Genomic DNA, 13,544 nt, shown 5'->3' on the forward strand with positions numbered 1-13,544 from the left:
ATGAGACATGCGCTCACTACAATTGGTGTACTGCTCTTGAACCCGGTATCGGCTTTTGCCGATTGCGCAAGCGCGGAGCGGCTGCTTGACCACCATATGCTGGACGCACCCGTCTGCATCCCCGCCGATCCAAAGCGCATCGCCTTTACCATGGAAGAGATCATCGCAGCCTATGCGATGGGCGGCGAAAGCGTGGTTGATAACTGGTATTTCCAATCGTTCCGCGGCAACTTTCCGGGCATGACCAAGACGGTGGATGTGCCGCCGGTTGATGTCAGCTACTACCCGCAGTCAGACATCGAAACGCTCACTCTTGCCGCACCTGACCTGATCGTGTCTTTCACGGAAATTGACAACAACGCCAAGGCAGCCGAGCTCGCGCCCGTGGTCGCGCTGACATGGGAAGATGAGACGACCTGGCGCGACCTCCATCACTTCATAGCGCTCCTGCTGGACAAGGAGGACGAAGGCCAGACCATGCTGGACGCGCTTGATGGGCGGATTGCCAGGCTGAACGCGGATCTTGGTGATATGCCCCGCAGTTTTGCCATTGTGCGCACCATGGATGACGGGGACACGCTTCAAACCTTCACTGCGCTCAATTTCGGTGCATTGATCTTACAGGATGCCGGCTTGCAAATTGGGCCCGACATCCTGTCACCAGAAGCCTCCGCAGAGCTGCGCAATGCATGGTGGTATCCGATGTCGACAGAGAAGTTGCAGACGTTGGATGTGGACCATTTGTTCGTTCTCACCGGATGGGAGCCGGAGATTGAAGCGGCATTTCTGGAAAGCGCGCTTTGGCAGGCCTTGCCCGCCGTCGCCGAAGGGCGCGTCATTCGCCCCCAAGGTGATGGAGAGCAGTTTATCCGCGAAAACATCGTCTACGCACATCGTGTCGTCGATTTCGCCTATGAACATGTTCTTGGGACAACCGCAGAGGTCGCCGGAAACCCCAACCCCTTTGCCGATTGGCTGGCGGAGTGATCACATATGCCGCTGCCACCTGACGCCCATCTGCCAGATGACACGGGCCGCATCATCGCGGACCCGGCGCGCTTTTGCACCGGCCATACGCTGGCTGCGGGCGAGCCGCTGGCAGGCACCGGCGCGCATCAGGCCCACAACATCCTGATCCAGTGGCCCAAGGGCCGGTGGGAGCATTCGTTACGCATCGCAGCCCAGATGCCCGATGATCTGGTTGCCGCGATTGACGCAGCGGTTGAGGCCGGATGGCGCGTAAACCTGATTGACCGCAAGCCTGATCCGGGCGGATGCATCATCGTGTTCCCGCAGGCCTTCCGCTGCGATCTGCCGCTGCAGGATTATCCTGCTCTGATCCAGGCCATTGCAAAGGGACAGGATCTTTCCAGTTTTGCACCTTCCCCCGTCAAACCGTCCAGCATCTTCGTCTGCACGCATGGCAAACATGATGCTTGTTGCGCCAAATGGGGCTTTGCGGCTTACAAGGCACTCTGTGTGGCCGCCCCTGCGCATGGCGACCATTTTGATATCTGGGAAATCACGCATCTGGGCGGATGCAGGCACGCAGGTGGTGCGCTGGTCCTGCCTGCGGGGCGAAAATATGGGCGTCTTGTCCCTGCAGATGCGGCCCCGCTTTTAGCGGCAGAGGTGCGCGATTTGCCCTATCTGCCAGCCTTTCGCGGCACCAATCATCTGCTAGCCCCCGCACAAGTGGCCGAGATCATCGCATTGTCTCAGCTTCCCTCATGGACACGCTGCACCGCGGTGGACGAACACACAAGCTCCGCTGACCGGATCTTCACCGTGCATACCAGCGCCGGGAAGCTCTTGGTGCGCTGTTGGGAAGAGAAGGTGCAATCGTACGGGGCCTGCGCAGATCTAACCGCGCAAAAGCCCATACCAAGCCGCAGCATCTGGCGCGGTACACTGATCGAACACGACAACAAGGTTGACATCTCATGAAATCGCTTCTCGTAACAATCCTTACGCTTCTCTGGACCAGTCTCGCGCTGGCACAGGATTTTCCGCTTACGATCGCGCATAAATTCGGCACAACGGTCATCCCCGAACCGCCGCAGCGCATAGCCAGTGTTGATTACAACGGGGCCGATAATCTTCTCGCACTTGGTATCCAGCCAGTGGCGATCCGCTATTGGTATGGCGATTATGATCAGGCGGTATGGCCTTGGGCGCAGCCGCTTTTGACCACCCAACCACAAGTCCTGGGGCGTCGTTTGAACTTTGAAGACGTGGCCGCGAGCGAACCTGACGTGATCCTCGCGCTCTGGTCGGGCATCACCGAAGAAGAGTATGAACAGCTTTCCAAAATCGCTCCGGTTGTGGCGGTTCCTGAAGGTGTTGGCGACTATGCCCTGCCCTGGGATCAACTAGCCCTGATCGCCGGCGAGGCTACGGGTCGGCGCGACACGGCACAGACGTTGGTGACCGCACTTCAGGCAGAGATGTCCGCCATCGCGGCCCGCAATCCCGATTGGCAGGGCAAAACGGCCGCGGTCGCGTATTACTGGCGCGACGCACCAGGCGTTTATGCGGGCGATGATATCCGACCCCTGCTTCTGTCCAATCTCGGTTTCGAAACACCAAAAGCTGTTGAGGAAGCCGTAGGCGATACTGAATTTGCCGTCACCTTTTCGGAAGAGGAACTGGAGATCATTGATGCCGATCTGCTGATCTGGATCACTGATGGCAGCCGGGGTCAGCTCAACCGGATTGAGGGGTTGGCCCTGCGCCCCGCGCTGACTGCCTATCAGGAAGGGCGCGAAGTCTTCACCGATGATCTGCTGACGGGCGCGTTCAGCCATGCCTCACTGCTCAGCATCCCGTTTGTGCTGGAAACACTCGAACCCCGCATTGCCGCCGCGATTGACGGCGATCCGACAACACAGGTGTCCGAATGATCCGGCGCCGTAAGGAAGGACAATACAAATGAAAAGATTGATCATCACGGTGGGCCTGCTCACCCTCACGCCACTTCTTGCTGGCGCGCAGGATACATGGACAATCGTGGATGATAACGGGACCACGATCACCGTCCCCGCAAATCCCACTCGCATTGTCGCCATCGACAATCAGATCATCACAGCGCCGCTTTACGAGCTGGGTTACAGTGTGGTCGGCACGGTGGGGCGTGAAGACGCCAACATCAACGACGGCAAGCCCTTCATGCGGTCGCTCACCGCGATGCTCGGCCTGCAATTCGACGACGAGAGCGGCATCACCTATATCGGCAACTGGCGAGAGCCGGATCTGGAACTGATCGCCTCTCTTAATCCTGATCTGATCATTACCATTACAGACGCGAATGACGTCTACGATAAGCTCGCCGTGATCGCGCCCACAGCAGCTGTTGAGTTCGAGCAACCGATGCTCGACATCTATGCGAAAGTCGCCGAAATCGTCGGGGAAACAGAACAGTTCGAGGAGCGGCGCGCGCTTTATCAGGCGCGTGTGGCGACAACGCGTGGCCTGCTTGAAGATCAGCTTGGTCCGTTGTCCGACATCACCGTCGCCGTCGTCGAACCTACATTTGACGAAGGTATCTGGATCACCCGTGATCTGCATGCGTTTTCGCAAGTTGCCGCTGACCTCGGCTTCGGCATGCCCGACTTCTACAAAAACATGCCGGAAAGCTGGGCCCAGATCAGCGCCGAAGCCATTCAAGAGTCAGAGGCGGATTTCATGGTCGGCAGCTACACGACCATCTTTCCCGAAGACCAGCCTGCCGACAAACGCGCCGCCTTTGAAGCGAACCTGCCCGGCTGGAATGAGTTTCTACACGCCCCACGCAACAACCAGCATTTCTTCCTGAACCGCGAAGAAATCCGCCCGGTGATGTTCAGCGTGCTGGAAACGACGATGGCCGTTGTCGTTTCGCAAATGGGGACACGAGAATTCGTCCCCTTTGAAGAGTGATCTCGAGAAAGGAACAACCAATGAAAAGACTTTTTTCCATCAGCGCGCTGATCCTCGCAGCACTCCCAGCCCTGGCGCAGGACACCCGCACCGTCACAGATGATCTGGGGCGTTTGGTTGAGGTCCCAGCGGACCCGCAGCGCATCGCCGTCTTGCACGACAAGAACCTTGGCACGCCGCTGATTGAATTAGGCGTTTTACCAATCGGCAGCCACGGACGCACCGCCGATGACGGCACACCGTTTATACGCGGTTCGATGACTGTCACCGGCCTCGATTTTGATAATTCCCCGATCAAATATCTCGGCGGTAATCCGGCTGATATCGAGGTGATCGCCGATACTGGACCCGATCTGATCATCACGTCCACATGGCAGGATACCGATGTCGATCAGCTTTCAGCCATCGCGCCCACTGTCGTTGTGGACACCACGGCCCGCGGCACCATCGGCGTCTTTCCACTGCTCGCCGAAGCGACAAGTCGGGAAGCGGAACTGGCTGTGCTTGAACAACGCTACCAAGCACAAATCGCACAGATCCGACGGATCGTCCCAACAAGCGAGATTACCGTCAGCAAGCTGCAGGGCGCGGACGGAGGTTATCATGTACAGCACACTTATTCGGCCCTTGGCAAAGTGCTGCGTGATGCGGGGTTTCAATTCCCCGAGGCCGTCAATGCCATTCCCGAAGGCACCTTTGAGACGTGGAGCGCAGAACGCCTGACCGATCTGGATGCTGATATCATCTTCATGACCTATCGCACCGACCGCAACCAGGTGCCTCAAGATGCGCTGGATACGGTTAGCGCGGTCTTTCCGGGCTGGTGCGAACAGCTTCATGCCTGCCGCGAGGATCAGATCGTGATCCTGCCTCGCGCTGAAGCAACCTCGGCCTCTTATGACACGCTGATGGCCATGGCGATGGCGGTGCTCGCCACAACATCGTCAACCAGGATTGTTTCCAAACCCGAATAACGACAATCAAAACAGAGAGGACAGTATGAAACTCAGACTAACCCTGGCCAGTCTTCTGACATTGGCCGCCGCCCCTGCCGCAGCACTTGATTGTAACGCAGGCTTTCGCGCCTTCACACACCATCTGGGTGAGACTTGCATCCCCGAACAACCGCAGCGCATCGCAAGTTTGCGTGGTGACAGTGTCACGACCCCCCTTCTGGATATCGGCGCTCCGATTGCGCTGACGGTGATGAACCGGATGGAGGATGGCACCACCTATATACGTGGGGCCGCCGATATCTTTGGAGAGGCGTTTATCGCCGAGTCCGGTGTCGCCTATTTCTCGGACCGTAATCCGGTCGACATCGAGGCGCTCGCCGCGGCAGGCCCAGACCTGATTATCGGGCGCATCTGGAACGAGGAAATTCTGGGCCAGCTTGAGGCGATTGCACCCACCGTTATCATTCCCCCCCAGATGCCGTATCTGGACCATCTGGCTTGGCTTGCAGATGTCTCGGGCAGCCAGCAAACCTTCGATACCGAATTGGCCCGTTATCAAGATCGTATTGCGGATGCGAAGGCGACAATCGGTGATCCGTCTGCCATCACCGTCTCGCGCTTTGATGTCTGGGAAGACGGCCTGTGGTACTATCCGAATTGGGGCGCCATTGATCAGGTGATCAACGATATTGGCTTTGCGAAACCTGCTATTCAGGCCGAAGCAACCGAAGGTATGAACGGTGTCAGCGTCGAACGGATGCAGGAGTTTGACGGCGACGTTCTGATCGCCAGTCGCGCGCCGCGCTTTGGTCAGACCATCCCGATGCTGACCGAACAATGGGATCAGGTCGCCCCGTTCTGGCGCGAACTTGGCGGTGTGAAATCCGGCAATCTCTATTGGTATGAGCGTGACATCCTTGTCGGCTACACATTCGATAGCCTGGACCGGTCGATTGATTTCCTGACAGCAATCACCGCCGGGCGTGACTTCAACTGACCCGTATAAGCCAGCCAAAGGCACCCTCCCCGCCTGAGCCAGCCTTTCTTGTCACAGAAAGGACAGACGATGAAACTACGTTACATCATGATGGCCATCATGGCCCTGACCGCCACACCAGCGCTCGCCCTGGAATGTGAGACCGGAATGCGCCCGTTTACCCACGCCGCTGGCGAAACCTGCATCCCCGCCGATCCGCAAAGGATCGTTACGTTACAGGACCAAAACGGGCTTTTGCCGCTCATGGAATTGGGTGTGCGACCCGTCGGCTCTGCAGGTGCCACGACACAGGATGGTGAAAACATCTTTCGCCGCATGGAAGGTTACGACACAACCGGGATTACATGGGTTGGCACCTATGGTGGCCCTCCAGGTGTGGAAGAGGTCGCCGCGATGGAGCCTGACTTGATCGTCGCCTCACCCTGGCCGCCGGAAGCGCCAGAGCTTTACGGTGATATTGCCCCGGTTGTCGTTATCGACATGTTCGACCAGCCGCTGCCTGACGCGCTCTATCAATTCGCGGATCTCGTCAATCGCACCGACCGCGCGAAAGAGCTTGAGGCCGAACTGAACGCCCGCATCGCCGCGGTGCGCGAAGCACTAGGGCCGGCCCGCTCAGCAACAACCGTTTCGTTCCTCACAGCGCGTCTGGACGATGGGCAGTTCTACCCGGCCAATCCCACGCAAGCGATGGGCGTGATCCTGCGTGGTCTGGACCCCATACGCCCGGCTGCCGAGCAAGGCTTGGGCAGCGAGCGCGAATACAGATCGATCGAAACGATCGGCGATCACAATGCAGATGTGATGTTCCAACTGGTTTTTGATGCGGACAATCTGGGCTTCAGCAGTTCGCATGACGAATTCCTCGCGCACCCGCTGGTCGGAGCGACCGAAGTAGGCAGGGCGAGCCAAGTTTACCAGCTGAACGGGTCAACCATGGTCGGCTCCGCCTGGGGAAAGGTGATGAACGGGTTGGATCAGATCAGCGCGGTCCTGCTGCAGGACGACCTGAACCGCGATCTGGTCGCGGAGTAAGACATATCGCCAGCCAGCCCCATGGGGCATGCCAACCGTTTCATCAGGAAAGGACAGTACATGAAACATTCCATATGGGTCGCCGCGCTTGCGCCTTTGGCAGCCTCACCCGCCTTGGCGCTTGACTGTGACGCAGGGTTCCGCGCCTTCACCCATCTTCAGGGCGAAAGCTGCATCCCCGAAAACCCACAGCGGATCGTATCGCTTGGCTCCAAGAACGTGACGGTTCCGATGATCGAACTTGGTGTCATGCCCGTCGGCAGTCAAGGTACGCTGCCCGACGGGGGGCAACCCACCATCCGCGCATCTGCCACGTCGACAGGCGTGGATTTTGGCAACTCAGACATCGCTTTTGTGGGTGATAACCCGGTCGATCTTGAGGCTGTTGCCGCTCTAAACCCCGATTTGATCATCTGGCCGGATTGGCAGGACGAGGTCAGCATCGATCAACTGGAGCTGATCGCGCCAACAATTACTTATTTCACGGATTCGACACTGCACGAGGCGCAGGAGTTCTATGCTGCCCTTTTTGGCAAAGGGGATGCACTGGCCGCCAATCGCGCCCGTTATGATGCGCAAATTGCGCAACTTGCGTCGCTGGTGCCTGACGATACGTCCTATGCCATCATTCATGGCGGTTCGGACGGTTTCTGGACCTGCACACCCTACGGGAACCTTGATCTCATCTTGCAAGATGCCGGGCTCAACCCTGTAACGTACCCCAATAATCCTGCAGCTGGGGATTGTCCCACCTACTCCGCCGAAGAACTGCAGGCCTTTGACGCAGATTGGGTATTCACCACTTATCGGACGGATCGTGGCCAAATCCCGCAGGATGCGATTGACGCGATGGAGGGCGCGTTTCCGGGTTTTTGCGATGTCCTGAGCGCCTGCCAGCAGGGCCGCCTGATCCCCATCCCGCGCGAAGAGATCACAACGCCGTCTTACGATGCAGTCGGCGGGGCGATCTTTATGCTCACAACTGTGCTGTCCAACCCGTTTTTACAGCCAGAATAGCGTCACGCCGCGCACCGCGTCAGGTGCGCGGCAATGTCTCAACCTGACATCTCCATTTATTCTCGACAGAAATACTCGGAAAATGTCATAGTGCCCACGGACAAGCCAGCGAACCTTCCACATCCAAGCTAGTTCTGAAAACACATCTGGAGAGTTCGATGAGACGGCTGACCTTTGCTGCTGCCCCCACCCCACTGATGACTGCCGCCCCTGCCCGGGACGGTAAGACAGGTTTCAAGGCGTTCACGCACTCGGAAGGCGCGCAGGCCATCTACGCATGGAAGCCTTCACCGAAATCACTGGCCAAAGTAGGCTCAACAGAGACCCCGTGATCGAATGACCCATATTCCCCGCGACCTACAGACGACAGCAGCAACGCTTGTCCCGCTTGAGGGTGATTTTTCGCCCGTTCTTCATCTGACCGGCGCCACGTCTTCTGGCGTGAACATGGCAAACCTATCCGATGATTGCGTGCGCCGTCTGATGGCCGATGCCATTTTGGATGAACCGGGTGGTGACGCGAAACTTGCGGCAGCCTACCTGATGGGCACAGTGTCTTGGAGCATCTGTGAACCACTCGCCGGATTGGCTTTGCGCGGCCTCTGGCTGGCCGCCGCAAGGTCAGAAGCGGTCAGCCTGATGCAACGGTTTGTGCATTGGGAGGAGGACGGAGAGAAAGGCGTCAGCCTTGCGTTCGACGTCCATATCGATCCGGATCGGGCCGCTTTTGTCGACATGCCCGCCCTGCCCGGCTTGGCCACGACACTGGAGCAAATCCATACGCCATTAATCGATCGGCTCTATGTACTATCCGGACTGTCGCGCGCAGCCCTCTGGCGGCTTGTCGCGGACAGCCTTGCGGCAGCGTTCCTTGAGCATGGTCGCGCGATAGGCCAGACAGATCTGGCGATGTCCCATGCACGGAACATCATACGCGACAAAAGCTCCAGACTTTTCAACAAACAGACAGATTTTGCATGGATCGACCTGCCAGAGGCACCGGAGACAGGCGACTGGATGCGCGTACGCGGTGGCTGTTGCCGCTACTACACGGCACCCAGAGAGGACGCTGACTACTGTACGACCTGCGTGCTACGATCCGACGAAAGCCGCCGCGAACGCTACCGCAATTACCTGCGCCGCACGCGCACAGAAGGTTAGGCGAAGTCATCTACTTGCGGCAGTCAAATGATGGGTGGGACTTTCAAAATATGCCTGATTTCGCGCGGCAGACCATCATGCTTTCTTCTGGACCCGCAACCTTTCTGCAGGTTGGATCGGATCATCATAAAACCGTTCTATTGCTTCATGGCGGCGGTCTTGATTGCGCAAGCCTGTCATGGCGGCTGTTGGCACCTGAATTGGCCAAACACTACCATGTCATCGCCCCAAACTGGCCCGGCTATGCCGGTTCGGCAGCGCTAGGGCGACCCTACACAATTGCCGATATCGGGCATTGGCTGATGCGGTTTCTTGATCACCAGAAAATCGACAACGCTGCCATGGTCGGTATCTCAATGGGGGGTGGTGCCGCGCTTTGGTCAGCGATCAACCACCCAATGCGCGTCAACGCGCTGATACCGGTCGGTACGTATGGCGTGGCCCCCCGCGCGCCATATCACCTGTTGTCGTTCTTACTGACGCGATTGCCGTTGAATGCCATCTCATACGCAGCGATGCGACGATATCCCAGTTTGCTGCGGCGCGCTGTCGCAGGACTTTTTGCTGACCCAAACAAGGTGACGCCTGAACTTGTTGCCGAGGTCAGCGACGTACTTGCGTCAGCAGACAATGGCACGCCCTTCACGCATTTTCAGCGGGGCGAGATGACCGCAAGGCGCCTCCGCTCATTTTACAGGGAAGACCTCCATCGCATCGCGCAACCCACTCTTTTCATTCACGGGGCGCAAGATGCTCTCGTTCCTCTTGAAACCGTTCAGATGGCGGCAAAGCAGATGCCGCACGCAAGACTGGAGGTGCTTGATGTTGGACATTGGCCCATGCGCGAACAGCCAGAACAATTCAATCGACTGGTGAGCACATTCTTGGATTCACTCAACAACTAGCGCGCACCGGTTGCCCATCGCGGCACAAGCCGTGGCGTCTTTGCGGCATAGTTCGCCCATGCAGCCCCAAACTGGTCAGCCATCATCCGTTCTTCCGGACCGATGCGGATCAGATATAGCGCGGTAAATGCCACCAAGCCAATTGGCCCCGCGATCCAATTGGTTAAGATCAGAGTCTGCCCAAGCGTGATCAGGAAAATCGCGCTATACATCGGATGGCGGATCCGGCTGTAGATACCATGCGTGATCAGACGATGCCCTTCACGAACTTCTAGATGCGCCGACCACATCGGACCCAGATCAGCATGGGACCGCCAGAACAGATAGACGCCAATGACTGCCACAACTGCTCCGATGGCCAACTGACCGGGCACAGCCGTGTAGGCCGCGAAATCCAGCAATGGCGTCGCCAGTGTCAAAAGCGGGAGGAAAATCATCCCAACACCGACAACCCCGGCAAGTGGGCGTTCGCGCTTGGCATCGCGCTCTTCCTTGACCTCAAGCGATGCGCCTTGCGTCAGTACCATGCGGACGGTGTACCATGCGGCCATGACCACGATGAACAAAGGTGTTGCATAAGGCGCGTCGCGCCAAAGTGCGAAACCTGTTGCTGCAAGCATGATCAGATAAGGAACCAGATTGCCGACCATCGTCGTTCTCCAACGCTTTGTTCCGATGGCTGGCGCAGTATGGCTGGCGCGTAATTTGACATACCTCACTTGCGAACGATTCTCAACTAAGAATTAACCCTCCACAAACCATGTTAGCCCAATGCCTGACTGGCCAAAGCAAAGGCAGACGGTAGATCATCCGCACCAATCCGCATCGCTGTGGCAGGTTCAACCTCGATGAGACCATGCGCAGCCAACCACGGGGACAAGCCGTGCGTGGCGGGCGTGTCTATCCGCAAAAACTGACCCGTATAGCGGTCAAGGAAGAGTGCAATAAGCGCCTTTGCTGTCAAAGTGTCAGATGCGACGACCGGACCAATGACACGGCCCATTCCGAACGCGCGGCAGAGCGCGTAACCCGACAACTCTCCCGACGCATCCGTTGATATTGCAACGTCACTGACCGTGACCAGCGTTTCCAAGATGTGGGAGCGTTGCAAACCGGTGACCCTTTGATCAAACTCCATGATCTGCGAGGCGACATAGCGCCCTGCAAGAACCGCATCGCCGGTTTCGCCTGTGCCCCGCGCAATACCCTGGTTCTGGCAAATCACCCCCACATCGCGAAACCCGGCACCCTGGTAAAGCGCCATGCCCTCTGGCGTCGCGTTCAATCGCAGCGTCTTGCCGGTGTTGGCCGCCAAAGCCGCTTGCATCAATCTTGTGCCAACCCCCTGCCCCTGCAGATGTTTTGGCACCATCACCATACCCAATGTCGCCGTATTCGGCCCAAGCGGCCACCACATCACAGTCCCAGCCAGCGCGTCATCAGGCTGGATTTTTAATCCCACTCCGATCCGCAGCATCAGCGCCCAGTCTTCTTGCCGATGAGGCCAACCAAACGTCGCGGACAGGGCCGCTGCGGCAGACACATCCTCTCGCGTTAATGGGACAACGTCGGTTTTCGCATCCATGCGTGTCGTCATGCCGACACCGCTGTCAGATGTATCGTTTCTGGAGGGACATTGATCGTCAGTTTCATAGCCACATCATCCGCGTTGATGCCCTGGCTAATGATCTGACTGGAGCAGTCACAGGCTATTATTGGCGCACTGATTGTCAATCATGAACACGCGTGTCATTTGGCGCGTGGACCATGATCAGTGAATCTGCAATGGGACCGTTACGACGGTGCCAGACGGATTTGCGCAATGTCGAATGCACAAAACCAAACCGTTTATAGAAACGGATAGCACCGGAATTGTCCGCAGCGACCGCAAGCCAGATTGGCAGTGGCAAGCCTTCTCTGATCACCGCGTCCAACACCAGCCCAAAGAAACGGCCCCCCACCCTGTGGCCCTGAATTTTGACGCCGAATTCTTCTACCTTTGTCCCTTTTGCTGTCTGGGTGAGCCAACAAAAACCGCACCGTTCCGCATTTTCGTCCCAGATAAAAAACCTTGCTCTGCGCGCCAGCGATCACGGCATAGATGGTGTCGTCAGAATAGGCTTCCAACTTGTCCCAATTCTCTGGCGCATTCAGGATTGACTGGATCAGAGGGATATCTGCTGGATCAGCAAGGCGTAACATCGAACGGTCTGTTTATACCATAATGCATTGAAAACATGTCAGAAATAGTCATCTGGTTGCAGAGTTCAGCCGCTTCATCACGTCGCTAAGCGGCGCGGCCCGCACACCCCCCTGCCCCGGCGCTGCGCGGTCACTGGCATAGACAAGCAATCGTTCTGTCACGTTCAGTTCCTTTGCGGCAATATGGAACCCGCGTGTGACTTTCGGGCTGGTCGTTCGCTTGACCTCGATCGCCCATAATGCGCCGTCTGGCAGTTTCAAAATCAGGTCAATCTCTGCCCCGGCAGATGACCGATAAAAGCTCGCCTCGGTTCCCCGAGGGGCAGCTGCGATCAAGTTTTCGATGCAGAACCCCTCCCAGGATCCGCCGACAACAGGATGGCCCAGCAAGGCTTCAGTCGTTTCAATTCCCAACAAAGCATGGGTCAGACCGGCATCGCGGATGTAGACCTTAGGTGATTTGACCAACCGCTTTCCGGTATTGGCATGCCAAGGCGGCAGGCGTCTGACCAACATAAGGTCGACCAAAAGATCCAAGTACCGCGCCACACTTTGGCCAGAGACGCCAAGGCCAGCAGCAAGTTTGGCGGCATTCAATAACCCGCCCTGTTCATGTGCCAGCATTGTCCAGAAACGGCGCAAGGTTTCCGCAGGGATGCGCAGACCGAAGGCCGGAATATCGCGTTCCAGATACGTTCGGATGAAATCGTCGCGCCAGGTAAGGCTGGTGCGGTCATCAGCCGCCAAAAAACTGTCTGGAAACCCGCCCCGGAGCCAAAGTTGCGCCAAGGCCCCCTGCCCTACTTCGTCCAGCATGAATGGTGTCAGCTCACGATAACTCACGCGCCCGGCAAGGGATTCCGCACTTTGCTGCAACAGTGTGTTTGAGGCTGACCCCAGCAGTAAAAACTGTCCTGTCCGATGCCCTGCCCGCCGGCGCCGATCGATCTGCCCTCGCAGCGCGCCAAACAGGCCCGGCATCAACTGCACTTCGTCTATAACAACCAGCTTGCCCACCTGTTCGTCCAGATAAAGGTCCGGCTCTGCCAATACCTGCCGATCTGCCGCCCGCTCCAGATCAAGATAAACGGCATCGCGGGCTTCTGCGATGTCTTGTGCGAGCGTCGTCTTGCCCACTTGGCGTGGACCGAGCAGCACAACGCCAGCCTGCGTTGCAAGCGCCGTTTCAAGACGGTTCAGGTGATGTCGTGCGATCATACCTTGCATTTATGCCATCACATGGAACATTTGCAATGTTTTAACAGACAGATCATGCCGCCAAACCATTCAACCGCCCCAAAAAGCTCCGCTCCAAATACAGCTCCCCTGTCTCGGCTTTTGCTACCATCCCGC

At 57.5% G+C, this 13,544-nt stretch carries 14 protein-coding genes; 10 read left to right on the top strand and 4 right to left on the bottom strand.

The window, feature by feature from the left end; genetic code table 11:
- From SLH47_RS20645 to SLH47_RS20690, 10 genes are all read left to right on the top strand, one after another.
- Nucleotides 1-987 (top strand): ABC transporter substrate-binding protein, encoded by a 987-nt coding sequence (locus tag SLH47_RS20645; protein WP_320242270.1) that lies wholly within the window; start codon nt 1-3, stop codon nt 985-987.
- Nucleotides 988-993: 6 nt separating this feature from the next.
- Entirely contained in the window at nt 994-1,947 is a 954-nt protein-coding gene (locus SLH47_RS20650) for a sucrase ferredoxin (protein ID WP_320242272.1), read from the top strand.
- Nucleotides 1,944-2,903 carry an ABC transporter substrate-binding protein gene (locus SLH47_RS20655; protein ID WP_320242273.1) on the top strand — a complete coding sequence of 320 codons (960 nt, stop codon included), beginning with the start codon at nt 1,944-1,946 and terminating at the stop codon, nt 2,901-2,903. Before SLH47_RS20650 ends, SLH47_RS20655 begins: the two co-directional genes overlap by 4 nt.
- A gap of 28 nt (nt 2,904-2,931) precedes the next feature.
- A complete protein-coding gene (locus SLH47_RS20660) occupies nt 2,932-3,918 on the top strand; it encodes an ABC transporter substrate-binding protein (RefSeq protein ID WP_320242274.1) in 987 nt (328 codons plus the stop codon).
- Nucleotides 3,919-3,938: 20 nt separating this feature from the next.
- Complete coding sequence (locus SLH47_RS20665; RefSeq protein ID WP_320242276.1) at nt 3,939-4,892, top strand: ABC transporter substrate-binding protein; 954 nt, start codon at nt 3,939-3,941, stop codon at nt 4,890-4,892.
- Nucleotides 4,893-4,917: 25 nt separating this feature from the next.
- A complete protein-coding gene (locus SLH47_RS20670) occupies nt 4,918-5,871 on the top strand; it encodes an ABC transporter substrate-binding protein (RefSeq protein ID WP_320242278.1) in 954 nt (317 codons plus the stop codon).
- 69 nt (nt 5,872-5,940) lie between these two features.
- Complete coding sequence (locus SLH47_RS20675; RefSeq protein ID WP_320242280.1) at nt 5,941-6,906, top strand: ABC transporter substrate-binding protein; 966 nt, start codon at nt 5,941-5,943, stop codon at nt 6,904-6,906.
- A gap of 60 nt (nt 6,907-6,966) precedes the next feature.
- Complete coding sequence (locus SLH47_RS20680) at nt 6,967-7,923, top strand: ABC transporter substrate-binding protein (RefSeq protein WP_320242282.1); 957 nt, start codon at nt 6,967-6,969, stop codon at nt 7,921-7,923.
- A 336-nt stretch (nt 7,924-8,259) separates the two neighbouring features.
- On the top strand, nt 8,260-9,084 hold the full coding sequence (locus tag SLH47_RS20685) for a (2Fe-2S)-binding protein (protein ID WP_320242284.1): 825 nt from the start codon (nt 8,260-8,262) through the stop codon (nt 9,082-9,084).
- Between the two features lie 77 nt (nt 9,085-9,161).
- Nucleotides 9,162-9,989 carry an alpha/beta hydrolase gene (locus tag SLH47_RS20690; RefSeq protein ID WP_320242286.1) on the top strand — a complete coding sequence of 276 codons (828 nt, stop codon included), beginning with the start codon at nt 9,162-9,164 and terminating at the stop codon, nt 9,987-9,989.
- Here SLH47_RS20690 and SLH47_RS20695 read toward each other — a convergent pair.
- The 4 genes from SLH47_RS20695 to SLH47_RS20705 form a co-directional block, all read right to left on the bottom strand.
- Nucleotides 9,986-10,639, bottom strand: coding sequence for a protein-S-isoprenylcysteine O-methyltransferase (locus SLH47_RS20695; RefSeq protein ID WP_320242288.1), 654 nt, complete (start codon nt 10,637-10,639; stop codon nt 9,986-9,988). The two genes, SLH47_RS20690 and SLH47_RS20695, sit on opposite strands and share 4 nt — an antisense overlap.
- 113 nt (nt 10,640-10,752) lie before the next feature.
- Nucleotides 10,753-11,586: a GNAT family N-acetyltransferase gene (locus tag SLH47_RS20700; RefSeq protein ID WP_320242289.1), complete on the bottom strand. Its 834-nt coding sequence runs from the start codon at nt 11,584-11,586 to the stop codon at nt 10,753-10,755.
- A gap of 133 nt (nt 11,587-11,719) precedes the next feature.
- Nucleotides 11,720-12,076, bottom strand: a complete 357-nt coding sequence (locus SLH47_RS26405; RefSeq protein ID WP_413785665.1) for a GNAT family N-acetyltransferase — start codon at nt 12,074-12,076, stop codon at nt 11,720-11,722.
- A gap of 163 nt (nt 12,077-12,239) precedes the next feature.
- Complete coding sequence (locus SLH47_RS20705; protein ID WP_320242291.1) at nt 12,240-13,409, bottom strand: ATP-binding protein; 1,170 nt, start codon at nt 13,407-13,409, stop codon at nt 12,240-12,242.
- Nucleotides 13,410-13,544 lie beyond the last annotated feature (135 nt).

Origin of the sequence: Cognatiyoonia sp. IB215182 (assembly GCF_033963905.1) — a bacterium.
In the GTDB taxonomy this organism is placed as follows: Bacteria; Pseudomonadota; Alphaproteobacteria; order Rhodobacterales; family Rhodobacteraceae; genus Yoonia.